The organism is Gilliamella sp. wkB108 (assembly GCF_001690195.1).
In the GTDB taxonomy this organism is placed as follows: Bacteria; Pseudomonadota; Gammaproteobacteria; order Enterobacterales; family Orbaceae; genus Gilliamella; species Gilliamella apicola_L.
This window is the reverse complement of record NZ_LZGM01000120.1, coordinates 45,579-69,667: the sequence shown is the minus strand read 5'-3', so window position 1 is coordinate 69,667 and position 24,089 is coordinate 45,579. Positions and strand designations below refer to the sequence as shown.

General features: G+C 33.8%; 26 protein-coding genes. 10 read left to right on the top strand and 16 right to left on the bottom strand.

The features are described from left to right. Positions 1–202: 202 nt before the first annotated feature. Positions 203–589, bottom strand: coding sequence for a carboxymuconolactone decarboxylase family protein (locus A9G11_RS13610; protein ID WP_065620120.1), 387 nt, complete (start codon positions 587–589; stop codon positions 203–205). Positions 590–777: 188 nt separating this feature from the next. Further along, positions 778–1,788 carry an SDR family oxidoreductase gene (locus A9G11_RS13605; protein WP_065620119.1) on the bottom strand — a complete coding sequence of 337 codons (1,011 nt, stop codon included), beginning with the start codon at positions 1,786–1,788 and terminating at the stop codon, positions 778–780. 162 nt (positions 1,789–1,950) lie between these two features. On the opposite strand from A9G11_RS13605, the gene A9G11_RS13600 reads away from it, so the two are divergent. Beyond that, positions 1,951–2,538 carry a TetR/AcrR family transcriptional regulator gene (locus A9G11_RS13600; RefSeq protein WP_065620118.1) on the top strand — a complete coding sequence of 196 codons (588 nt, stop codon included), beginning with the start codon at positions 1,951–1,953 and terminating at the stop codon, positions 2,536–2,538. A gap of 198 nt (positions 2,539–2,736) precedes the next feature. On the opposite strand, the gene A9G11_RS13595 is transcribed toward A9G11_RS13600, so the two are convergent. From A9G11_RS13595 to A9G11_RS13580, 4 genes are read right to left on the bottom strand one after another with little or no spacing between them, the layout of a single operon-like run. Next, positions 2,737–3,174 carry a cupin domain-containing protein gene (locus A9G11_RS13595; protein WP_065620117.1) on the bottom strand — a complete coding sequence of 146 codons (438 nt, stop codon included), beginning with the start codon at positions 3,172–3,174 and terminating at the stop codon, positions 2,737–2,739. 27 nt (positions 3,175–3,201) lie between these two features. Beyond that, a complete protein-coding gene (locus A9G11_RS13590; RefSeq protein WP_065620116.1) occupies positions 3,202–4,164 on the bottom strand; it encodes an aldo/keto reductase in 963 nt (320 codons plus the stop codon). 23 nt (positions 4,165–4,187) lie between these two features. Further along, positions 4,188–4,508 carry a carboxymuconolactone decarboxylase family protein gene (locus A9G11_RS13585; protein WP_065620115.1) on the bottom strand — a complete coding sequence of 107 codons (321 nt, stop codon included), beginning with the start codon at positions 4,506–4,508 and terminating at the stop codon, positions 4,188–4,190. A gap of 38 nt (positions 4,509–4,546) precedes the next feature. Next, positions 4,547–5,365 carry an SDR family oxidoreductase gene (locus A9G11_RS13580; RefSeq protein ID WP_065620114.1) on the bottom strand — a complete coding sequence of 273 codons (819 nt, stop codon included), beginning with the start codon at positions 5,363–5,365 and terminating at the stop codon, positions 4,547–4,549. Positions 5,366–5,516: 151 nt separating this feature from the next. Between A9G11_RS13580 and A9G11_RS13575 the strand changes: the two genes are divergently transcribed. Together A9G11_RS13575 and A9G11_RS13570 are read left to right on the top strand one after the other, a co-directional pair. After that, positions 5,517–6,398 carry a LysR family transcriptional regulator gene (locus tag A9G11_RS13575; protein ID WP_065620113.1) on the top strand — a complete coding sequence of 294 codons (882 nt, stop codon included), beginning with the start codon at positions 5,517–5,519 and terminating at the stop codon, positions 6,396–6,398. 132 nt (positions 6,399–6,530) lie between these two features. Then, positions 6,531–7,208, top strand: a complete 678-nt coding sequence (locus A9G11_RS13570) for a flavodoxin (RefSeq protein WP_065620112.1) — start codon at positions 6,531–6,533, stop codon at positions 7,206–7,208. 204 nt (positions 7,209–7,412) lie between these two features. Here A9G11_RS13570 and A9G11_RS13565 read toward each other — a convergent pair whose 3' ends face one another. Both A9G11_RS13565 and A9G11_RS13560 read right to left on the bottom strand, forming a co-directional pair. Beyond that, positions 7,413–7,919, bottom strand: coding sequence for a cupin domain-containing protein (locus A9G11_RS13565; protein ID WP_081298582.1), 507 nt, complete (start codon positions 7,917–7,919; stop codon positions 7,413–7,415). Between the two features lie 78 nt (positions 7,920–7,997). Continuing rightward, positions 7,998–8,846: an aldo/keto reductase gene (locus A9G11_RS13560; protein ID WP_065620111.1), complete on the bottom strand. Its 849-nt coding sequence runs from the start codon at positions 8,844–8,846 to the stop codon at positions 7,998–8,000. A 278-nt stretch (positions 8,847–9,124) separates the two neighbouring features. On the opposite strand from A9G11_RS13560, the gene A9G11_RS13555 reads away from it, so the two are divergent. The 3 genes from A9G11_RS13555 (at position 9,125) to A9G11_RS13545 (ending at position 12,441) form a co-directional block, all read left to right on the top strand. Continuing rightward, a complete protein-coding gene (locus A9G11_RS13555) occupies positions 9,125–10,024 on the top strand; it encodes an AraC family transcriptional regulator (RefSeq protein WP_065620110.1) in 900 nt (299 codons plus the stop codon). A 131-nt stretch (positions 10,025–10,155) separates the two neighbouring features. Continuing rightward, positions 10,156–11,301 (top strand): MFS transporter, encoded by a 1,146-nt coding sequence (locus A9G11_RS13550; protein ID WP_065620109.1) that lies wholly within the window; start codon positions 10,156–10,158, stop codon positions 11,299–11,301. Positions 11,302–11,433: 132 nt separating this feature from the next. Then, the gene (locus tag A9G11_RS13545; RefSeq protein ID WP_218056159.1) at positions 11,434–12,441 is read left to right on the top strand and encodes an alpha/beta hydrolase; all 1,008 of its coding nucleotides are present in this window, start codon (positions 11,434–11,436) and stop codon (positions 12,439–12,441) included. Positions 12,442–12,585: 144 nt separating this feature from the next. Here A9G11_RS13545 and A9G11_RS13540 read toward each other — a convergent pair whose 3' ends face one another. Next, positions 12,586–13,293: a DKNYY domain-containing protein gene (locus A9G11_RS13540; protein WP_065620107.1), complete on the bottom strand. Its 708-nt coding sequence runs from the start codon at positions 13,291–13,293 to the stop codon at positions 12,586–12,588. Between the two features lie 249 nt (positions 13,294–13,542). After that, entirely contained in the window at positions 13,543–14,760 is a 1,218-nt protein-coding gene (locus tag A9G11_RS13535) for an MFS transporter (RefSeq protein ID WP_065620106.1), read from the bottom strand. A gap of 150 nt (positions 14,761–14,910) precedes the next feature. On the opposite strand from A9G11_RS13535, the gene A9G11_RS13530 reads away from it, so the two are divergent. Continuing rightward, positions 14,911–15,621 carry an ArsR/SmtB family transcription factor gene (locus A9G11_RS13530; RefSeq protein WP_065620105.1) on the top strand — a complete coding sequence of 237 codons (711 nt, stop codon included), beginning with the start codon at positions 14,911–14,913 and terminating at the stop codon, positions 15,619–15,621. Between the two features lie 409 nt (positions 15,622–16,030). Here A9G11_RS13530 and A9G11_RS13525 read toward each other — a convergent pair whose 3' ends face one another. The 5 genes from A9G11_RS13525 to A9G11_RS13505 all read right to left on the bottom strand — a co-directional run bounded on the left by A9G11_RS13525 (position 16,031) and on the right by A9G11_RS13505 (position 19,574). Then, positions 16,031–16,576 carry a D-lyxose/D-mannose family sugar isomerase gene (locus A9G11_RS13525; RefSeq protein WP_065620104.1) on the bottom strand — a complete coding sequence of 182 codons (546 nt, stop codon included), beginning with the start codon at positions 16,574–16,576 and terminating at the stop codon, positions 16,031–16,033. Positions 16,577–16,645: 69 nt separating this feature from the next. Next, positions 16,646–17,731, bottom strand: coding sequence for a PTS fructose transporter subunit IIC (locus tag A9G11_RS13520; protein WP_065620132.1), 1,086 nt, complete (start codon positions 17,729–17,731; stop codon positions 16,646–16,648). A gap of 23 nt (positions 17,732–17,754) precedes the next feature. Further along, entirely contained in the window at positions 17,755–18,072 is a 318-nt protein-coding gene (locus A9G11_RS13515; protein WP_065620103.1) for a PTS fructose transporter subunit IIB, read from the bottom strand. 95 nt (positions 18,073–18,167) lie between these two features. Next, complete coding sequence (locus tag A9G11_RS13510; protein WP_065620102.1) at positions 18,168–18,620, bottom strand: PTS sugar transporter subunit IIA; 453 nt, start codon at positions 18,618–18,620, stop codon at positions 18,168–18,170. Between the two features lie 81 nt (positions 18,621–18,701). After that, positions 18,702–19,574: a ketose-bisphosphate aldolase gene (locus A9G11_RS13505; RefSeq protein WP_065620101.1), complete on the bottom strand. Its 873-nt coding sequence runs from the start codon at positions 19,572–19,574 to the stop codon at positions 18,702–18,704. Between the two features lie 182 nt (positions 19,575–19,756). On the opposite strand from A9G11_RS13505, the gene A9G11_RS13500 reads away from it, so the two are divergent. From A9G11_RS13500 to A9G11_RS13490, 3 genes are all read left to right on the top strand, one after another. After that, complete coding sequence (locus tag A9G11_RS13500; protein ID WP_176701286.1) at positions 19,757–20,524, top strand: DeoR/GlpR family DNA-binding transcription regulator; 768 nt, start codon at positions 19,757–19,759, stop codon at positions 20,522–20,524. Between the two features lie 10 nt (positions 20,525–20,534). Then, positions 20,535–21,524: an aldose 1-epimerase family protein gene (locus A9G11_RS13495; protein WP_065620099.1), complete on the top strand. Its 990-nt coding sequence runs from the start codon at positions 20,535–20,537 to the stop codon at positions 21,522–21,524. 117 nt (positions 21,525–21,641) lie between these two features. Further along, positions 21,642–22,502, top strand: coding sequence for an ROK family protein (locus A9G11_RS13490; protein ID WP_065620098.1), 861 nt, complete (start codon positions 21,642–21,644; stop codon positions 22,500–22,502). A gap of 456 nt (positions 22,503–22,958) precedes the next feature. On the opposite strand, the gene A9G11_RS13485 is transcribed toward A9G11_RS13490, so the two are convergent. Next, positions 22,959–24,089, bottom strand: coding sequence for an ABC-2 transporter permease (locus A9G11_RS13485; RefSeq protein WP_065620097.1), 1,131 nt, complete (start codon positions 24,087–24,089; stop codon positions 22,959–22,961).

The window sequence follows — 24,089 nt, the reverse complement described above, 5'->3', positions numbered from 1 at the left end:
AAAGATGATGAGGCAAAATTGCTATAAATACCTATAAAACGAAAAACGGTTTAATCAGATTTGGCTAGTACAAAATCTTATAACTACTCATCGATTTGCATCCTAATCACAAACAAATTAAATGTCCCAGAATCATCCATTTTAGATTTTTTCATTTTGTGAAGGTCTTTTACGCTCTCTTTTGCCTGCATAAATAAATCAGTCAGTTGCGTTTATTTTTACGTTCTTTAAAAACATTATGTGCCGTTTTTAAAGCAGTTGTTACTCGTGGAAAACCAACATAGGGTAAACAGTGTACACAAATATCTAAAATTTGCTCTTCAGTTAGCCCTGCATTTAATCCTCCATGCATATGCATGCTTAATTCATCTTGAACACAGCCTTGGGTAATTAAGGAGGAAATTGTCACTATCTGTTTTTGTAGCAATGATAAACTGTTGCGACTATAAATATCACCATAGGCAAAATCACAGATATATTCATCAAATTTATTGGCTAATTTGGCATTTTCTTTTAACCCATTAGCGCCAAGCTCGCCATATAATTGTGTAATATTTTTTAACCCATTATCGTGTCTTGATTTAGTCATTGTATACCCCCGATGAATTGTTATCAGTGAATTTAAGTATAGCATATTATGCTTGTTAAACCTTCGATATTATAATTTAGGTAAAATGATTAAATGAATAACCTAACTTATGACTAATAATTACTTATAAATCAGAAGGAACTTCATAAGCTATATTGTTTCCTTTCTTAGAAAGGAAACAATAGTTATTAGGAAATATAATTATTTTGCTTATACCAAGTGACGACATCTTTGAAGGTATCTTCTAAAGGTCTAAATTCACAACCTAACTCTTCAGCACTTTTTTCATGACTAAAATGGGTACGTTGGTATTCGGTTCCAATTAATTTAACAGAAGAGTAACTAAGTAAAATTGGTTTACGAGTGATAAAATGATAGAGTTCTTGACCCAATGCAATAATTTTTAATAACCAAAATGGAATAGTTTTGGTTGGCATTTTAGTACCAGTAGTTTTTTCAAGTAGTTTGAAAATATTTTTCATTTCCATGTAACGACCGGCGGCTAGGTATTTTTCACCACTTCTACCTTTTTCTAGAGAAACAATGTGATGTTCAGCAACATCACGTGCATCCACTACAGAAAAACTTGCTGGTAGAATACCTGGCATTTTTCCTGCAATATAATCTAACACCAATTGCCCTGATGAAGTTGGTCCCATATCAAAAGGTCCATACATCCAACCGGGTAAAATAATTGTAGTAAACATATCTGGATGATTATTTAAAAACTCCTTAACTTTGCGCTCGGCTAATATTTTACTTTTATAATAATTATCAGTACCTTCAAGTGGACGTTCCATGGTTTCATTAATTAACTGATTTTTTCCACCATAAAGTGTCGCTATCGAAGAGGTATACACCGCTTTACGAATTCCAGCTTTGTAAGCTGCTTCTAAAATTTGCTCTGTTCCTTTTACATTAGTTTCAAAAAGCGCCTCCCAGTGTTTTCCGCCTTTATAGTTGTCTCTAAAAAAAGCGGCACAATGGAATAATGTATCACACCCTGATAAGTGGTTGGCAAACCCTTGGACATTGAGAATATCACCCTCAATAATCTCTACTAATGGGTTTTGAAATAGCTTCTTAGCTTTATCCACAGATCTAGCCAGAACTTTAATTTTGACATTGCGTTCAATCAAATTTCTTACAATACTACTGCCTAACAACCCTGTTCCACCGGTAACAAACACTACGTTCATTATGAATACCCCTCTTTGCATAAGATTGCCATTTTAAATACCAAATGATATCCAGATACCTTTTGGTATTTATATTTAAGCATGATATATTAATGCCCGTTAATTAACAATCTACTTTAAGTTAACTATTAATAACATTTAAGAATATGCAGAGCATTTGAAATGCAAAGAATGACCAGAACACAACAACAGCAACAAACTAAAGAAAGGTTATTTACTGCGGCAATGGAACAAATAACTAAGTTTGGCTTTGAAAAAACCAGTATTAACTCAATAACTGAAGCAGCGGGTTTTTCTAAAGGTGCTTTTTTTTCTAATTTTGAAAATAAGTACGATTTGTTATTGCAACTAACAGAAAAACTCAAGTTTGAAGAAAGAGCTCGCTTAAAATCAATTCTTAATATAAATGATAAAGAGAATACCATTTCTATTGACGGTTTAAATGCTTATTTCAATCAAATAAAAGAAAATACGGTATGTGTCATTTTAGATATTGAAATGAAACTCATTGCCAGTAGAAATCAAAACTTTAAATCATTTTATTATCAGCTACAGCAGGAAAATAACAAATCTTTAGGAGAAATCATATATAAAATATTTGATTCGAAAGGTGTAACTCCCTCCCAATCACCAGAATCTTTAGCTCAAATATTTACCGCGCTTACTGAAGGGTTAATATTACAAAATGTTGATAATCCAGGAAAACAAATTAATGCTATATTAGATGCAATTGTTGAAAAAGATAAATAGATCATTTAATATAATTCATATTTCTTATTTTATATCAACTAGTTAATCAATTTAGTTGAATATTTGATTGCCAATGCAAATAATCACAATAATTAACTTTTATCGAATTATAAGAAAAAGTTAAGTTTGGTCTAACAAGATACTTATTTAGTACCTTGTTACTCCCTTACCAATTAACCAAGTAATAAAATTATACCGTTACTTTAATTGTTGATACGCTTCTTCCGACACAGGTTCACACCACTCATTTCGTAAATTTTTGCCAGGAACTTCAATAGCAATATGACTAAACCATGAATCGGCTTTCGCACCATGCCAATGCTTCACCTCTGGCGGAATTACGATAACAGAACCCGGTTCTAAGCTAACCGCAGCTTTCCCCTCTTCCTGATACCAACCACTACCGGCGGTACATAGCAAAATTTGCCCTCCGCCTTGAGTTGCATGATGAATATGCCAATTATTTCTACAACCTGGTTCAAAGGTTACATTAGCCAGAAATAGTGATATTTTGGTTGGATCTGTTAAAGGTTTAAGAAAGGAGTTACCAATAAAATATTGAGCATAGGCTTTGTTAAGTTCACCTATTCCAAATATATCCGCCTTGGCAAACGCTGCTTTTTCGATTATTTTCATATGAATGCCCCTTAATCTTAAGAAGAGTTAAATAGCGCCCATAATGCGATGTGGCATATACAGCTCTTCAAGATAATGAATATCTTCCTGAGTTAAGTGGATATTCAAAGCGCCAACAGCATCATCAAGATATTTGGTTTTAGTCGCCCCAATAATTGGTGAACTCACACCTTTGGCAAATTGCCAAGCTAACGCAATTTGTGTCATGGTAGCGCCATATTTTTCCGCCAGTTCATGTACTCTTAATGCAATGTGGCTATCGTTTTTTTGAGTACCATCATATTTAGCTATAGCAACTTTATCTGTTTTACTGCGTAACGTATCGGTTTGCCAATCCAAACGAGAAAGTCTACCTGCAGCGAGAGGGCTATAGGGTGTTAACGATACATGAAACTGTTTACAAACAGGTATAAGTTCACGTTCATCTTCTCGATACAGAAGATTATAATGATTTTGCATAGTAATAAATGGTGTCCAACCCCCTCTTTGAGCGGCTAGCTGTAGATTAAAAAATTGGTATCCATACATTGCCGATGCCCCTAATGCACGGACTTTACCCGCCTTGACTAAATTATCTAGTGCTTCCATGGTTTCTTCAATTGGCGTGTTATAATCAAAGCGATGAATAATATAAAGATCGACATAATCGGTGCCAAGTCGCTTAAGGGAACCATTAATTTCTTTTTCTATTGCCTGTTTTGAAAGATGTCCTTCATTAAAATAAACTTTAGTTGCCAATATCACTTTTTCTCGAGCGATATTTTTTTTAATTGCTCGCCCAACATATTCTTCACTGGTTCCAGCAGAGTAAGTATTCGCAGTATCAAAAAAGTTAATACCTAAATCCAAAGCATGTTTGATAATCACTTCGCTCTCATCAGGATTAAGTGTCCAAGCATGCATTTTACTTGCAGGATCACCAAAGCTCATGCACCCCAAACAAAAATTTGATACCGTAATATCTGAATTCCCTAGTTTCACATAATTCATAAAATCCTCTCTTTCAAGCGTTATTAATCAATCCAAATTTGTTTAGCAAGTCGAAAAGCTGCCCATGCTTTTGGCCATCCAATATAAAATGCAATATGGGTGATTATTTCAGCAATCTCTTGTTTACTAATACCATTGTCTTTTGCCGTTTGTAAATGGTATTGCAAAGAACTATCTAAAATGCCGCTGGCCAACAATGCCGTTACTGTTATCATACTCCTGTCTCGTTTAGCAAGCTCTTTTTCCCGAGACCATACTTCACCAAATAATACATCATCATTAAGTTGTGCAAATTTGGGGGCGAAATCACCCAAAACATCTCTACCCGCAGTTACTTTCTTCATATATTCGTCCTCATTATCTATTGAGTTTATAGGCTATTTTAATCTTGTTTATCCCACCAATATTTCGCCGTTGCACCGCCATCTATTAAAAAGTCGCTTCCTGTAATATAAGCTCCTTTCTCTGACATAATCAGTTCGGCAAGATTCGCGATTTCATCGGGCGAACCCCCTCGTCCTACAGGTAAATTGCTAAGCATATTACGGTAAAATTCTTTACGTTCACCATTGAGTTCATCGTTGGCTAAAGGTGTATAGATAATGCCTGCACTAATGCAATTTACTCTTGTGCCATGATGTCCCCATTTCACCGCTTGTGCTTGTACTCTTAATGCATTACCTCGTTTCGATAATTGATAGGCGCTTAAACTATCATCAACTGCTTGAATAAAAGGTAAATTAAGTAAATCTTCGGTTGGTGTTAACGCTAATGCTTTAGTCTGTTCAAAAGTAAGCGGCTCTAATCGGTAAGCCGATTGAGAACCGATCACTAAAGCTGATCCACCTTTCGCCATAACATGAGCAAATGAGTCCAATAAAAGAGCTGTGCCATATAAATCAACTTCAAAAAGACGTTTAGCCGATGCCTGTGAAGGCGATAAGCCCGCAGTATTTACAAGTCCAGTAATATTGCCAAGTTTGCTGGCAAAATCGACTAATTTATTAACCGATTCTCGATTTGATACATCACACTCAATAGTATGCACGTTAAATCCAGCATTACGCAGTTCCTGTGCTTGCATTTGTGCATTTTCTATTTTTATATCCGCTAAAATTAACTGTTTACCTACCGCAATGCGCCTAGCAATAGCTATACCAATAGCACCTGAACCACTTATAACAATCACTTCTTTTGACATTATTTACCTCGATTATAGCTGTTTGAATCGGCTATTATTTCAGCCCGATAAGCCTTATAGGTAAGATTATTGTAGACGCTACTTTTATTGAGATAAATTAGTTATTGATTTATAGTATACTGAATTAAATTCACTAATTATGGCTTAATTTATGTATAACTTTAATGAATTAAATTATTTTATTACCATTGCCAAAACGGGGAATTTTGCCAAAGCAGGGAAACAACTCGGCATTTCATCTTCAGCAGTTAGCCATAGTATGCGTAAATTAGAGGGTCGATTGAAATTGCGATTATTTAATCGATCTACGCGTAATGTTTCACTCACTGAAGCCGGAGAACAACTTTATCAACAAATTGCCCCACTATTTCACTCTATTAATGAAGAAGTTAACGCATTAAATAATTTTCTTAGTACACCGTCTGGTACAATTCGTATCAACGCGCCACATTTTGCCATTGAACACATAATTTACCCTAAATTACGCGATTTTTTACCTTTATATCCACAAATTAACATCGAAATTCAATCTGATAATAGTTGGGCTGATATTGTAAAACAAGGTTTCGATATGGGTTGTCGTTTAGGTAACGATCTTGCCAAAGATATGATTGCGGTAAAAATTTCTGAACCTTTAAAAATGGCTTTAGTCGCTAGTCCAAATTATCTAATAGGCAAAGATCTGCCTAAACAAATTAAAGATTTAGATAAACATCGCCGCATTGGTATGAAAATTTCAGCTCAACATGGTACTGAATTGACATGGGAATTTGTTGAAAATGGTGAACTAGTCAAATACCAACCCCACTCACAATTTAAAATTAATAGTAGTTTGCGTAAACAAGCCGTATTAGACGGTTTAGGCATTACTTGGCTTGGTCGTCCTGATGTAGAAAAGGAGTTAGCCACAGGTCAATTAGTTGAAGTATTAGCCCAATATGCTATTAGTTATGACTCTTTTTATATCTATTATCCTAGTCGTAAAGGTCATTCAAATGTATTCAAACTTGTGGTCGATGCTCTAAAATACTAACGCATCCATATTTAAAAAAATGCATGTTTTATGCACAAAATTGTAATAATCATGTATTCGTTTGACCTTTTTAGCATGCTACTCTCGCTCATTATCCTAATTTGTATCAGCAAGGTTTTAAAGGAGTGAATGATGAACACCTTTTCAAGAAGACATTTTATAAAAACAGTTGTGGCTGGTTTAACCGGAATCTGTGCATATTATTGCGTATCAAACCATAAAGTCTATGCACAATCATCATCAATACCAACCAATAACAAACATATTTTAGTTATTTATTATTCATTACCAGAATCAGACAGTAACCTGAACGAACATCGCGAAAATAGTACTGTCACGATTGATAATCAACTACTTGGCAATACTCAATATATGGCAATGATAATCCAAGCAGCATTGAAAAATACCGATATCTTCCGTATTGAAACTGTTACACCTTATGACACAACCGATCATGCTAAGTTAATAGAGCAAGCCAAAAATGAATTAAATAACAATTATCGACCGGCGCTTAAGCAAATCAATAACCTCGATCAATACGATACTATTTTATTCGGCTATCCTATTTGGTGGGCAGATTTGCCTACCCCCGTTTACTCTTTTCTGTCACAAAATGATTTTGCTGGTAAAAAAGTCATTCCATTTGGAACACATGGCGGTAGTGGTTTTGCCAATACTCGCACAACTATAGCTAAGCTTCAACCTAATGCAGATTTTCGGGGTCAAAATGGTTTAACTATTTATCGAGACAGAATTGACAATGCCAAAAATGAGATTGTTGATTGGGTAAACCAACTTTCGTTAGTTTAATTTTATTATAATAAATCATATTGATAGATAGATTAATTATATAAACCATATCAATATGATTTTAATAAGACTGGCTAATTAGGGTAAAAAATACCTAATTACTCTCCCTAACTCCTTAGGCATAATTACCGTAAATGACTATCAGCTGAATTCAAGTCACATTAGTGGTTTTATTAATACGATTTAATATGTCTAAGTCATTACTTATTTGCTACCCTCTGCTATCGGTAAACTCACTGGCTCTAACCAAGTAACGTTTGGCATTGAATTCGAAACTGGACTTATGGCAATATGTGTCATGGCACTGTTAGGACTGGCTCCATGCCAATGTTTCACATTTGGTGGACACCAAATAACATCGCCTTTTTTAATATGTTCCACCGGTTGCCCCCACTCTTGAACCTGCCCCTCACCTTCAGTCACAATCAAATATTGACCATGCTGGTGAATATGCCAATGAGTTCGCGAATTAGCCGAAAAATTGACTATTGCCGGTGCTACATCATCACCAGAAGGCATAACCGGGAAACGTGAAAAATTAGCTTCTCCAACAAAATTTTTATCGGGAGCTTGAGTGACTTTAATTTGCTCATTACGCGTAATGACCTGTTTATCATTTACTGATTGCGTATTAGCCGCTTCGGCGTGAACTAGGGTCGCACTGCAACTCCACCCCCAAAACAACCATTTAGCGACACTTTTTTTTAACATAGTATTCCCTATATCAGTTATGACTGATAACGGTTGATTTAACCTCAATAACAATTAAATTTATTACAATTAGGATGCTTAAATATTGGGTCTGGCTTTGGTTAACCACTCTACAATTGCCGGATCACGATGCGAGAAAAAGGCGCTTGTAGCGGTATCAATCGCAGTAATTGCTGTTATATCAGTCGGTGAAAGTTCAAAATCCAATATCGCGAAATTTTCTCTCATACGATCTTTATTTATCGTTTTCGCCAAACAAACAACATTACGCTCAATCAACCAACGCAAAATCACTTGCCCTACTGATTTACCATATTTACTACCGATTTCAGTTAATACTGGATGCTTAAAAATATCATTTTTACCTTCAGCAAATGGCGCCCATGCTTCTGGTTGAATAGTTCGACTTTGCATCCAAGCGATAGCTTGTAATTGTTGATAAAACGGATTGACTTCAATTTGATTTACCGCTGGTTTAATTTTATTAAAGGCCATTAAATCAGCTAAACGGTCAGGAGCAAAATTACTCACACCAATTGCCCGTATCTTACCTTGTTGATAGAGTTCTTCCAAAGCACGCCAAGTGCCGTGAATATCACCAAAAGGTTGATGAATAAGATATAAATCGACATAATCAAGTTGTAATAAATTTAATGATTGTTCAAAATGCGTTTTAGCACGTTCATAATTAGCGTGATTAAGCCACAGTTTGGTGGTAACAAACAGCTCATGACGAGGTAGACCACTGATTTTTAATGCCTCACCAACTTGTTTTTCATTTTGATAAGCAGCGGCAGTATCGATTAAACGATAACCTACATCGAGTGCGTCTAAAACGGCTTGTTGGCAAATTTGACTGTCAATCTGATAAACTCCAAAACCCTGTATAGGCATTTTAATACCATTATTTAATGTCACATATTTCATTTTAATCACCGTTTATAATTTCAATTATTACCTATTAATATATCACTTACTCAATTTAGCGAGTATACCTATTACTCGTTTATCTATGCACAAATCACGCATGTTATAAAACAAATATCTGTTATGCTCCTATATTAAAACTGTATATTTCAATATGATTGAGCGAATCAGATAATAATTTGCTATTTTTGTTCATATTTAAAAACTCGTCATTGAGATATATTGATCAATAAGTTATTTTAATATGAAAAATCATGTTCAACGATAGGAAGAACTGGATGTCAAATGATCGACTAGCTCAAACCAATTATTATCTCAAACAAAAGATAATACAGCTTTTACCTCAAGCTACGCGTATATCTACCGCCATTCCTGGACTAATGCTATCGCGCCATGATAACGACAGCCCACAGGAAAATTGCTTTTATAGACCCATGATTGCCTTAGTCGTACAAGGATATAAACGATCCATGATTGGCAATGAAGAGTTCAATTATGGCAAAAATCACTTTATGGTAGTTAGTGTCGATTTGCCAGGAAACTATCATATTACCAATGCCAGTCCGGAAGAACCTTTTATTTCAATTTCGCTAAAATTAGATAAGCATATTATCAGTCAATTACTAACTGAAATGCCAAACAAACTGTCATCGTTAAAGCAAAAACCGACATCTCAAGTAATCGTTTCACCAGTATCACTCCCCATACTCGAAAGTTTTTTACGTTTAGTTGATTTACTTGATGAACCAAATCATATTCCAATCCTTGCACCAATGATAATTAAAGAACTCCACTATTATTTGCTTTGTAGCCCTGTCAGTGAAAACTTGAGGCTTGCCAACTCCACTGGCAATAAAATTAATCAAATATCAACAGCCATTGATTGGTTAAGAAACAATTATGCAAAGCCACTTGATATTGAACAATTGGCCAAATTAGTCAACATGTCTAGTTCAACCTTTCATCGTCATTTCCGCCAAGTTACCACCTTTAGCCCATTACAATTTCAAAAACAGTTACGCTTATATGAAGCTGAACGCTTAATGTTAGTAGAAGGCAAAGATGTTAAATCCGTCGCATTTGAAGTTGGTTATGAGAGTCCGTCACAATTCAGTCGAGAATATAAACGTCAGTTTGGTGATGCCCCACACCGTGACATGCTCAAAAAACGCAGTTAACATAATCACTGCATTATTAAACAACTATAAGTCTTTTGATAACTAAACCGTTTAATATTAATTAAATAAGTGTTTTCCACAAAATTTGCGCGTATCATTTATAACTTAGCTAACAGACTGGAAGTTTGCAGATGAACTTTATCAAAAATTATGGGTTAGTGATGCTAATTGGTTTAGCGGGATTCATTTCAGCGGCTGATAATTGGGTGGCTTCACTTTTATTACCTAATATTGCTACAGATTTTGGGCTTACTATCTCACAAGTTAGCATTGTGCTTACGGCTTATTTGATCCCTTATGGTGTACTGCAGCCTTTTTATGGATTTTATAGTGACAAATATGGCAGAAAAAATATATTACTTGCCTTAATGTTGTTATTATCTCTTGCCACCCTACTTTGCTCTTTTGCGCAAAATTTAATGTTACTAACTATTTATCGATTTATTACAGGGTTATTTGCTGCCGGCATTGTCGCTGTATCACTTGGTATTTTAGGTGAATTATATAAAAATGAAATTTTAACTAAATTAGTTGGTATTTTTCTGGGTTTGATTTTTTTAGGGCAAGGATTAAGTTCGGCAATCGGTGGTTGGTTAATAGAAATTAGCACTTGGCGAAATATTTTTTTAATATTTTCTATCTTATCACTATTATCTTTTATGACGATTTTCAGCTTGCCTACTAGCCCAAAACATATGCCAAAATCAAACTTTATTCCTACAACGATTCTATTACTGAAAAATAAGCGGTTATTGGTGGTCTATTTTCTGGCTTTTGGTAATGGATTTATAGTACTGGGCAGTTATTCTTTCATCGGTTCGTATTTTTTCAAATCACTGAATATTGATTATAAATATGTCGGTCTTGGACTAATGTTATTCGGTTTAGCATGTTTTTTCACCGGTTTTATCAATAGGATTTTTTTAAAAAATATTGCCCCTAAAAATGTCATCATTTTAGGTTTGAGTTGCACACTTATCTCGTTATTATTATATTGCTGTAATAGTGTTGCATTTGCTTATTTAGCAACTATGATGCTTGGCATTGGCTATATATTAGTTCAATCGATTTTAGCCAGTAAAGCCCTTGAACTTGCGGGCGACAATAAAGGCTTATCTTCCGGTCTAATTGGTGTGGCGATTTTTGGTGGTGGCGGTATAGGAACTTATTTAGGCAGTTTCATATTAAACGTAACGCATTATAAGATACTATTTAGCATTTATATTGGTTTATTATTAGTACTATTAGGGTTCGTCTTTAAAAGACTAAAATTTTAAAGAAAAATAATAATTTTTACCATACTTCAAATAAGTACTGAAAGTTGGCTCACTTTAGATGATTATTGATATAGGATGCATTAATACATGTTGAGACTTTTACTTTTTATATTTACGTTAGGATTTTTTACTATGAGTAATGCCAATACAATACAAAAACAGGATTTTTATATTGAATCATGCTTTGACAATCAACACTTATTTATTAGAGAAGTTAAGCTTTCAACAAATAAAAATATGCATAAGTCCGCCCCTGTACTTTTAATTCATGGTGCCAGAGTGCCAGCAATAGGCTCTTTTGATTTACCTGTAGAAGGTGGGTCGCTAGCAGAAGAGCTTGCTAAAGAGGGAATAGATACTTATTTATTAGATCTAAGAGGATATGGTAAATCGACTAGACCAATTGCTATGTCACAGCCAGCAGAACAATCCGCGCCTTTAGTCAGAACAGATTCAGCCGTAGCCGATATTGCCTGTGCCATTAATCACATTAAACAATTATCAGCTTCGCCTAAAGTCAGTTTGTTAGGATGGGCAACCGGCGGTCATTGGTCTGCCGCTTATTCAACGCAATATCCTGAAACGGTAAATAAACTTGTGATATATAACTCCTTGTATGGCACAACGCAAAATCATCCAATGTTAGGTAAAGGATCTTTTTTAGACGATCCTTCACATTCAGGTCAACTCAATCCACACATAGGTGGCTATCAACTCAATACCCAAGAAAGTCTTTTCCCGGCATGGGATAAGAGTATTCCTTTGGAAGATAAAAATTTGTGGCGTGATCCTTTAGTAAGCCAAGCCTATGCACAAGAAGCATTAGCATCAGATCCACAATCTTATAACCATACTCCGCCACAATTTCGTTCACCTAATGGTGCTATGGCCGATAGCTTTGAACTGGCGATTGGCAAACGTCAATGGCAAGCCAAAAATCTGACTATGCCCACTTTAGTGATCTTCTCACAAAATGACTTCTGGAGTCGTAAAGAAGATGCCTTAGCTATCATTAATGAAGCACCTAATGCACAACTAGTTGAGATCCCAAAGGGAACGCATTTTGTACACCTTGATAGAAATGAACACGGACGAAAAATTTTTGTTGATAATGTGATTAAATTCTTAAATACTGATTAAAATTAATTAGATAACGATTATAATTATTTTGTATGAGTATGATAAATTTATAAATGTACAGCTTAAATGATAAAGTCGTTTATTGTCAGGAATTACCTCTTTTTAATAACAACATTGGCCGTTTTTAGCTGTTTTATGTTGTTATTAATTACAATCCAATAAAGCATTCGAATTAATTATTTGTTTTAAATTAACTATTTGCTTTATTGACGCAATGCCGTCTTTATCTAAAGCTTCCCCTTCTAAGTAACATCTATTTGTATCTTTTCCAATAATAATATAACGATTCATTTCTTCATCTTTTAATCTTAAACGAAAGACGGTAAAAGTCGAAGCTTGAGCATTTTTCACTTCAACAATATAACTATACCTTCCATAATGATAGACATGATTGTTACTTATTAGATAATTACCCTCTAACAGGGTTATATCATCAGGCGATATTAACTCATCAGCAATTACAAAAGGATAATTTGCATATTCTGTTCCGGTATAAAAATAGACATGATATTTATCCTTAAAAAGCGAGGCATCAAGCATTTGATAACTGCCAATGTCAATCACTTTTGATATCGGAATCAAACTGCCATTTTTTATATCATATATTTCATTTTGTAAAAAAATACCTAATTTCTTAGGAACAATAGTCGTATTATCAGACGCAAAGTGTTTTATATAATCAGCCATAATATAAAGATTATTTTCCTTATCGCGGTACAGATTCTCTTTAATAAGCGTTAATCCGTCAGGCTGAATAATTTGCTCATTTTTACTATTATAATAGGTGATTATCTCTTCCGCTCGGGCAGTAAAACTGAATAGGAGTATTAATAAAATTAGCAGTTTCCCCACTTTTGTTTCCTTTTTATTTGCTATATTTCAAATTTAATTGGCGTTATATTACTGTAAATCATCCTTTTATTAGTACAATAATTGTTATGGCTCGATTAAATCATCACTCTCGGAAATACTTGAATTATAATTACAAAATGATCTACAGAATATTATGTATTAATTTATGCCTAAACTTTTACTCTTTATCATTACATTATTAGGATTAATTTCGATGCGTAATACCAGATATTGACAACTTTAGCCATTTCAATGGCTATCACTATTTTTACTTTTTGGGTTATATCTGAACGAATAAAAAAACATACAGATTAATATCATGAGAGTTACCCCCCATAATTGTTGATACATTTCCGCTTTCTGTGCCAAATCATCATTAATCTTATTTGTTTCTAAGATAAATAATGCATACTCAGCACCCAAAATAATACCTAAATTTTGGGAAAATCTTAACATTCCACCAACAGTAGATTGTTTATCTGGTTGTTGTTGCATTGCTATCTGAATTAATGAACTTTGTAATAACCCACCACCAATACCATATAATAAAGCTGAGCCAACATAATTAAAAACTGAAATATTCAAACTTGTAACCCAAAATAAGGTAAATGCCAGCAACATTGTCGGTAAAGCATAGAACAAGATTATTTGGTTAACATCGTTAACCAATAATTTTTTAATCAATACACTTAAAATCACTCCAACCGGCGAAGCCATACAAATTAATCCTATAATATCAATATGATAATTAGTTTCTTGAATCAACATAATCGGAGAAACTGAAAAAATAACTCCGGCAGTAAATCCAAATATAAAACTACCAATTACCACATACCTAATGGCTGATTTAAGTAATAACTTTAATGGCAACCAATAACAGGAACAATGCGAGCTGTTAGTTGATTTGGTCATTGATAATGTCACGGCAAGCCCTAACACACATAAAGGAACATTAATAAAAAACAGTAGTCGCCATTGCCAATATTGTAAAATGAAACCACTTAAAGCCGGTCCCAATATTGGTCCTATACTAATAGCTAACATAATCACAGTATTTAATTGTAATTTTTGCTTAGTCGATTGTATTCCAGCTAATCCTAAACAATTTGCCTGTAATAATGCTGCAGCTATCCCTTGACCACAACGAACTAAAATAAATTGCCAAGCAAATTCACTGATCCCAGCTAAAAATGAGGTTATAGCAAACAACAAAAATCCTAACACCAACGCAGTTTTTTGCCCATATACATCACCAAACCAACCACTAGGTATAAGAAAAATAATCAAAAACAATAAATATAGCGTAACCGATAACCCTATAAACGTTAATGAAACCGCAAAGCTAATTGCCAATGCATTTAGCACTAAATTTATAATTCCGGTATCAAGTGTTGATAAAAATAAACCTAAACAACAAATAATATAAATAGAATAAATGGGAGTTGCCTCAGTGGGTTGATTACTCATGAGCTACCTACTATAAATTGTATTGTTAATAACAATTTCATAAGTTTATTTATGATTAGCTAATTATGTTTAAAATTAAGTTGAAACATATAATGCAAAAGCAGAGTAAGATTGTGCAGATTAATAATTTATTGGAGTACCATTAAATCGATGAGTAAAAAAATATATTGTGAAGATTTAATCCATTTTTCCGATGTTATGTCGGACGCTAATCGAGTAATGATTATCAGTGAATTAATGAATGGTAGATCCTTGTGTGCATCATGGTTGGCAAAACAATTAAATTTGTCACCGTCAGCGACGCGGTTTCATTTAAAAAAATTAGAAGATGCCCAACTTATTCATCAAAGAACTTGTGGTAAACACCATTACTATGAAATAAAAAATCAAGATACTGCTGATTTTATTGAATCAACTTTTAGAATCATTCCACCCAAAGATTATTTGTATTTAACCAATAACAACAGCAAACAAAAATTTCAGCAAGCTAGAACTTGTTATAAACATTTAGCCGGATCATGCTCGGTAGCATTCACGCAATCATTGCTACAAAATAACATAATAACAATTCAAGAAGATCTGTTTTTAATTACTGAACAAGGGAAGGATTTTTTTATTCAACAGCAATTATTACCAGAATCCTTTAATAGTAACATTGTGGGTAAACGCTGCATAGATTTTACCGAACATCGCGATCATATTGGCGGGCAATTAGGATCGCTACTACTTGAAACAATGCTACAACAAGCTTGGTTCAAACAAGATATTAATCGTCGTGAATTGACTATTACCCGATTAGGCCTAACTAAACTTCATGCTATTAATAATTCACCATTTGAAATACATGAGACTTTATCCTAGATTGCAACTAGATGTTTGTTTGAAAGGTTAGTTAATTTTGATAGCAAACGCTAAACAATTGACTGCGTTTACTTTTCTTATTATCGATTGGTACAACCTGTTTTTAACAACTTATTATGTCGATAACTAAATAATTTTGAATTATTGATTGATAATAACCTTGTAAATCTTGAGCGCTTGGTTAACTGCCAGAAAGTAAATAAACCAGTGCTTACCAAGGTATTTTATTGTCCTGTTTTGCGTTCAATCCTTTGATTGGATATTTGCAAATTAACGCCTATCTCTGTTTGTTTTCAAAGGTAATAAAAACAACGGTTATTGAACACTATTGTATTTTAATTAATACAGATAAGAGAAATTAACACTAACTTAGTAGCTAGTGTTAATTTGAAAATAACAAACTGACTCTTTAATTGGTTATTTTGTCTTGTGCTTCTCGGCGAATGTTGGGGTTGGTAAAAATATCAAATTCATCATAACTGGTGGATGAGAATTCACTAATCACCGCCCCTTCACTTCCGGCTTTAAACCAATGTTTAATATTTGGATCAATCGTATACTGTTGTCCTGGCATTAGTATAATTTCTTTTCTTACTGTGTAATAAGGTTGATTTTCCCCTTGAGGTAAAGAGGTCGATATGCCTTTATCCTCACCCTCAACATAAAGGAACACTTGCCCCCAACGACAACGAAATGTTTCTTGTTTGCCTTTAGCTTTTGATAAATCTGGGTGACGATGCTCTGGGCAGGCTTGGTTAGGTAATAACACCATTTCTTTGGCACAATATCTGTCCGTATTCACATAAATAATCAGATTAAGCCCTTCGTTTTCAATATTATTCAGACCAAAATCGGCATACTCAATTTGATCTATTTCCTCTGGAGTGAATATGATGTCAGATTTTTTGTATAGCGATTTTACCCTTGTTTTATACTCTTGAGTGATCATGGTCATAAAATTTCCTTTTCTAATTCCTTGATTGCTCTAATCTCTATGATTAGAGCAATAACATAGTCAATGTTGTTAACTAATTTTGATTGAGGATAGATCTACATCTTTTTCATCATCGATAGTTAGCATCATCTCATCATCTAAACCAACTGATTTTTTTAGGCAAAAAAGAACAATTGCAGTAACAAATGATCCAACCATTAATGAAATAAACCAATAGAATGGATTTGACATGGTAAACATCGCAAATAGACCACCGGCTGGTGCTGGTGTACCGCTTCCCCACATCATACTTAACGCACCACCCACTGCTCCTCCTAAACCTGTAGCAATAAGGCATCGTAATAAATCATTAAAAATAATTGGATAACATCCTTCAGTTATTTGACATACTCCCATAGGAAAGGCAGTTTTGAGCGTTTCGACTTCATTACGAGTATAGATGTTTTTCTTGAATATTTTTTGGAAAAAATAAGCCATTGTCATACCAAAAGGGGTAACCATTGAGGCTAAGATCATAACAGCTAATGGTTCATACCCATTAACACCCAATGATAATAAGAATATCACCACTGTTTTATTTATTGGTCCGCCATAATCAATACCTGATAAAATACCTATAATCATGCCGTACATTACTTTTTCACTGGTATCTAAATTATTCAAATAAACTGTGAGTAAATCGGTTAAATAGGCAATTGGCATACCGATAATATAATACATTACAAATCCCATAAAAAACGTTGAGAGTAATGGAATGATTAACATTGGTCTTAAACCTTCTGCCCAAGAAGGGACCTTAATTTTTTCTCGCATTAGTAGTGCGATATAACCAGCAATATAACCGCCTATGAAACCACCAATAAAACCTGCACCAATATTAATTGCAACAAGTCCGGTCAAAAAGCCCGGTGCAATCCCTGGTTTATCAGCAATAGAAAATGCAATGCCGGTTGAGATAACAACGGGTAATAAACCTAAAACTAATACTCCCATGGTAAAAAGAGCATCAAATACGTTAAAACCATTATGGATATTATCGATTTTTTGGCCACCAAACAGGCTACCAATAGCTAAAGAAAACCCTGCACTGACTACAATCGGAATTAAATACGATATCGCAGTTAAAGCATGGCGTTTAAGCTCAATTAATTTAATACTATTCATACTGCACCTCTGGTTTATACAGATTGATTAACCATCTCTTCAATTTTCTTGATAAATTTATTCGGTGATTTGATAACTATTTCAGTTGGTACTTCTACAACTTTTTTATTTTTGAATCGTTCTGTTCCCGATACTTTGACATCAATTGCTAAGATAACAACATCTGCATTTTTAATAAGATCTTCTGGGATAGGGTCTTGAATTCCAATTGTGCCTTGGGTTTCTATATGAATTGAATGACCTGCATTTTTAGCGGCTGTAATCAATTTTTCCTTAGCTATATAAGTGTGCGCAATACCTGCTGTACATGCAGCAATTCCAATGATATTCATAACACTTCTCCTTTATTAGAATGCTTAAATTAGTTAATACTGTTACAACAAAAAGAAAATTTAAAAATATTGAAATTTTCTTGTTTCATTGATTTCTATTTTGTAAAAATTGACATTATCTCCTGTGTATTTTTAGCATTAAGTAGCTCATTAACGACTTCATCATTGCCTAATTTTCCAGCTAAAGAAGCTAACAGCATTAAATGCTCATTTGCGCCATCACTTTTGGCATTAACAGAAAAAAGGAAAATAAGTTTTACACCTTTATCATCCAATGTTTCCCATGGAATGACTTGATTGAATTTACCAATTGCTATTCCATTTTTAATAACACTTTCACTTTGTCCATGCGGGATTGCGATAAAATTACCAATTCCTGTTGGGCCTAATGATTCTCTGTAATAAATATCATCTAAAAATGAAGGAATATCATTAATATATCCATTGTCATATAAGGTTTGCGAAAGATAAGTTAAAGCTTGTTCTTTGGTTTTTGCATCAAGATCCGTGACGATAATTTTTTTATCTAAAATATTAGCTAACGACATTGATTACCTCACAATTTATTAGAATGGTTTGTCACTAATGAGTATTTATATACTCATTAGTTTTGTACATATAAAGACAAATCAGAGATAATATAATCCTGCTTTATCATTGGTTTTAAATAGTTCAATTTTTTGCTTAGCTACTTTTTTGGTCTCCAACATGCAGGCAGGGAATAATACGTTAGGCTCCCTAATTTCTGAATTTCCTGAATTGAGCAGTTCACGTAATTTTTGAGCAAAACAAATTTTAATATCACTTGATATATTAATTTTAGCGATACCAAGTTCTACGGCGCTGGCAATTTCGGTATCTGAATTACTTGAGCCACCATGTAAAACTAATGGAATATCAACTAATTTTGTGGTTTCTTTTAGAATATCTAAACGCAATTTTGGTACAAAGTTCTTAGGGTAAATGCCGTGGGCGGTACCAATAGCAATGGCAAGAGAATCTATTCCTGTTTCAGCAATAAATTCTTGAGCTTTTAATGGATCGGTATAAATAATCTCTGTGACACCACCTTCAACCGTATTACCTGTATCCCCAATAGTACCTAGTTCCGCTTCAACTGAAACACCGGCTAAATGAGCAATGTTGACAATTTCTTTGGTAATACGAATATTTTCTTCGAAGGGTTTATGAGAGGCATCAATCATAACTGATGTAAATCCAAGTTTGATAGCATGCATAACTTGTTTGATATTCGCGCCATGATCTAAATGGAGGCAGACAGGTATTTTGGTATGGTTGCACTCATATAATACTTGTCCAATAAAACTGTCTTTGAGGAAAGATAATTCATCGGGATGAATTGCCATCATAAATGGGGCTTTCATTTCCTCCGCGGTCTCCATTACTGCTGTAAATAACTGACCACTTCCAGCATTAAAAGCGGGAATTGCAAATTTATTTTTTTGGGCTATATCCAATATCTCTTTACCAGTAATTAACATAATAACTCCCCTTAATATGTTTATTTTATAATTAACTCACGTAATATAACTTTCCTTTATAATTTTATATTTATCTTTATTTGTCAATATTTATTTTTACTTTCTTTTTCTTGTTTTGTTTTTGTTTGTTTTTTGATTTTTTATATCCTATAATTAAAAAAAAATTAATGTATGAGGTGAAAATGTTTGCTGAAGAACGCCAACAAATAATAATAAAAAAGGTTTTAACGGATAAAGCAGTGACTGTTAAAGAATTATCACACTTATTTAAAGTATCAATGCCTACAATAAGGAGTGATTTAGACTTAATTTGTAACTTAAATCCACACATTGAACGAACACATGGTGGAATTGTTTTAGCAAATAGTGATGTATCTAAATTAACCAGTTATGAGGAGCGGAAGGCACAAAATTTAGAAGAAAAAAAACAAATTGGCGCTATTGCTGCCAAGATGATAAATCATCAAGATACAATAATGATTGATTCGAGTTCAACCTGCTTTGAAATCGCCCTACAGCTAGAACATATCGAAAAAAATATCACAATCATTACGACAAGCTTAAATATCGCCTTTAAATTGAAGGAAAACACCAATTTAACCGTTGTTATTATAGGCGGTTTATTAAAACCTAAATCTATCACGGTTCAAAACTCTTTTGATGATAATATTATTAATGCCTTTAATATTGATAAATATTTCTTCTCTGCCTCAGGCATTTCATTAGATAATGGTTTTTCCGATTATAATTACAATGAAGTTATTGATAAAAAAAAGTTTTTATCTAGAAGTCGGCAGGCTATTGCATTAATTGACTCAAGTAAATTCGATATTATTTCCAAATCGAGTTTTGCTAGTTTGGCTGAGGTCGATTATCTCATTACCAGTGATAAAGTTAGTCAAAAAACCATTGAACGTTATAAAAAAAGCATCAATATTATAACCTCATAAGGAGTTATTAATGACTTGGTTCAATCATTTAACCAGAACAGAATTTTTGCAATATGTGGGTGATATACATCAGTTAGCTGGGGCAACCAGTTCAACATTAAATGATGGGCCAGGTTTTAATATGCGTTTATGTGATATTCATACCGCAAGTGGCTTGAATTTCAGCGTATTACCAGATCGTGGTATGGATATTTGTTTCTGTCGATTTAAAGGGATCCCAATTGCGCCTATCTCTAAAGTTGGCCTTCAAAACCCTGAAAAGGTATCCGATGCTGATTATGATTTTTTCAAAAATTTTCATTGTGGTCTGCTAACGACATGCGGACTAAATCACATAGGTCCACCTTCAAATAAACATGGATTACATGGGCCAATTTCTAACCTTCGAGCGGAACGATTTTCTATTGATGAGTTTTGGCAACAAGATGATTATATTATTCGTGTAAAAGGAACGATGAGACAAGCGGTATTTTTTGGTGAAAATATACAGTTACAAAGAACGATAGAAACCTCACTCAAATCATCAGAATTTACTATTACTGATACGATAACCAATCAAGCATTTAAAGAAGAAACATTACGTTTGTTATACCATATTAATTTCGGTTTCCCATTTTTATCGCCGGAGAGTGAAATTATTTTACCGGAAGTAAAAACTCGCCCTCGTGATATGAATGCAGAAAAAGGATTTGAGCATTATCTTAATGTAACCACACCACAAGATAACTATGATGAGCAAGTTTATTTACATCAATTAACCGATCATGGTATTAGTCAGTTTTCAATTAAAAATAAACCACTAGGACTAATGGTTTCTTGCCAATTTAATTCATCTCAGTTGCCTTATTTAACACAGTGGAATCAATTTGGAAAAAATGAATATGTATTGGGATTAGAGCCTGGTTTAGATTACCCACTTACTGAATCTAAAAGTCAGTTAACATTGTTACCACTTGAAAGTTTTTCAACATCATTAACATTTAAATTTAGATCAATTTAACTAAAGATAGATTGTCACGCATCAATGCGTTAAATCATATCTCAAGACAAGGAGTTTATTTTATAATTATATTGATATAAATTATTTAAAATAAAACAGATAATTAAGGAGGATCGGATGCTAGGTTCAATTGAAGCAGGTGGTACAAAGTTCGTTTGTGCTATTTCGGATTTTAATTTAAATATTATAGATCACACTACAATTGATACAGATGAACCCAATAGTACACTAAAAAAGGTATTTGATTTCTTTTCTAATCATACAATCAAATCTTTGGGATTAGGCTGTTTTGGACCAATTGATATTAATATTCAATCCCCAAATTATGGTTGTATCACTTCTACACCTAAATTGGCTTGGCGAAATTTTAATATATTAAAAGCGCTTAGCGATAATATTTCTGTGCCAATTGCTTTAAATACTGATGTTAATGTGGCGGCCTATGCTGAATATCATAAAGGTGCAGCTATCAATACGAATAATTGTATTTATCTTACAATTGGTACAGGCATCGGTGGCGGAATTATTATAAATAAAAAAATTATTGATAGTCGCCATCATCCAGAGCTTGGACATATTTTTATTCAAAAAAGAGAAGATGATCATTATATTGGTAATTGTCCATACCATAAGCACTGTTTAGAAGGTTTAGCTGCCGGACCTGCCATTGAGAAAAGATGGAATATGAAACCTATAGCGATCCCTGATACTCATAATGCTTGGGAGTTAGAAGCCTACTATTTGGCTCAAGCCATTGTTAATTATACCCTTACCCTGTCTCCCGATATAATTATTTTAGGGGGCGGCATTATGCATAAATCATTCCTTTTACCAATGATTAAATCACAAGTACTTTCAATATTAAATGGCTATTTCCCTATAGACAATATTGAACAATATATTGTTCTACCAAAGCTCGGCGATAAAGCGGGTATTATTGGTGGATTGCTTTTGGCAAAAGAGTTGTTACAAGCTTAATATCAGTGTTAGTTAAATTGATTTGAGTAACCACAGTAACAGCCGGAGCAACAATGGAAGATCGTCTTTTAACTCTACGTTAGAAGATTTGTTAATGATTTAACATCAACTAAAACAAGTAATTTTAGTGATTCGATACTATTTACATAACAATATTTAACTACTAAAACTCGGCGCTAAAGCGGGTATTATTGGTGGATTACTTTTGGTAAAAGAGTTATTACAAGCTTAATATCAGTGTTAGCCAAATTGATTTTAGTTACCACAGTAACAGCAGGGGCAGCAATGGAAGATCGTCTTTTAACTCTACGTTAGAAGATTTGTTAATGATTTAACATCAACTAAAACAAGTAAGTAATTTTAGTGATTCGATACTATCTAAAGAACGTTATTTAACTACCTTAGTTTAAAGGTAGTTAAATAATTATCAGTTGGTATTCAATGTTTAATAGGCTCTTACGATCCCATATTAACAATTGATTTACGAAAACGCATTAAGGCGAAAAGGAAGAATACAGTACCGATACCTAGTAACCATACAAAAGATGTCCAAACTACTTCAATTCCTGCACTTCGATATAAGATTGCTTGTCCTAATTCAACAAAATGCGTTGTTGGTGCAATCATCATAATATTTTGTACAATCTCAGGCATGCTTTCACGCGGAGTACTTCCTCCAGATAACATTTGCAGTGGTAATAAAATTAGAATAAATAACATGGCAAATTGTGCGGTTGATTTAGCTACTGTTGCCATAAAAATACCTAAAGAAGTTGTCACAAAAAGATGTAATGCCGCCCCAACTAAAAACAGTGTTACCGATCCATAAATTGGCACGTTAAGCCAACCGTGTACCACCGCTAATAATGCACCCCATGTCGAAACAAGTACCACTAATCCCATAGACCAGATTTTAGACATCATAATTTCAAAAGGTGTAACTGGCATGGAAAGTAAGTGATCGATAGTACCATGTTCACGTTCTCGCATTAATGCAGCACCGGTTAAAATGATTGACAATGTGGTGACAATATTAATGATCTCCATGACCGAGCCAAACCATGAACGAGTTAAGTTAGGGTTAAAAGCGGTATGTACTTCGATGTTGACCGGTAGATTATTTGTTTCTCTATAGCGATTGACAAATTCTGTTATTTCACCAGAAATAATTTGGGAAATGTAACCATTACCAACAAAAGCCTGCCCCATACGAGTTGCATCCACATTAAGCTGAATTTGTGGGCTTTGATTATTTAAAACATCACGCTGAAAATCAGGTGGAATATTCAAAGCAAAGGTATATTTATCTGTATCCATACCTCGATCCATTTCATCCATTGAATTTAATTTAACTGGTTTTATGAACATCGGTGGATAAAAGGCTTGAATAATTTGTCTTGATAATGGTGAATCATCTTCATCTACTATAGCTATGGAAGCATGATGAAGGGAATCAGATGTTGCTGTCGCTGCGGTATAAATATCAAGCGTAAAGCAATAAGCGATTAATAGTAACATAATAGGATCGCGTAATAAGCCCCATAACTCTTTTATACCTAAACGATAAATATTAATTAAACTCTGCAT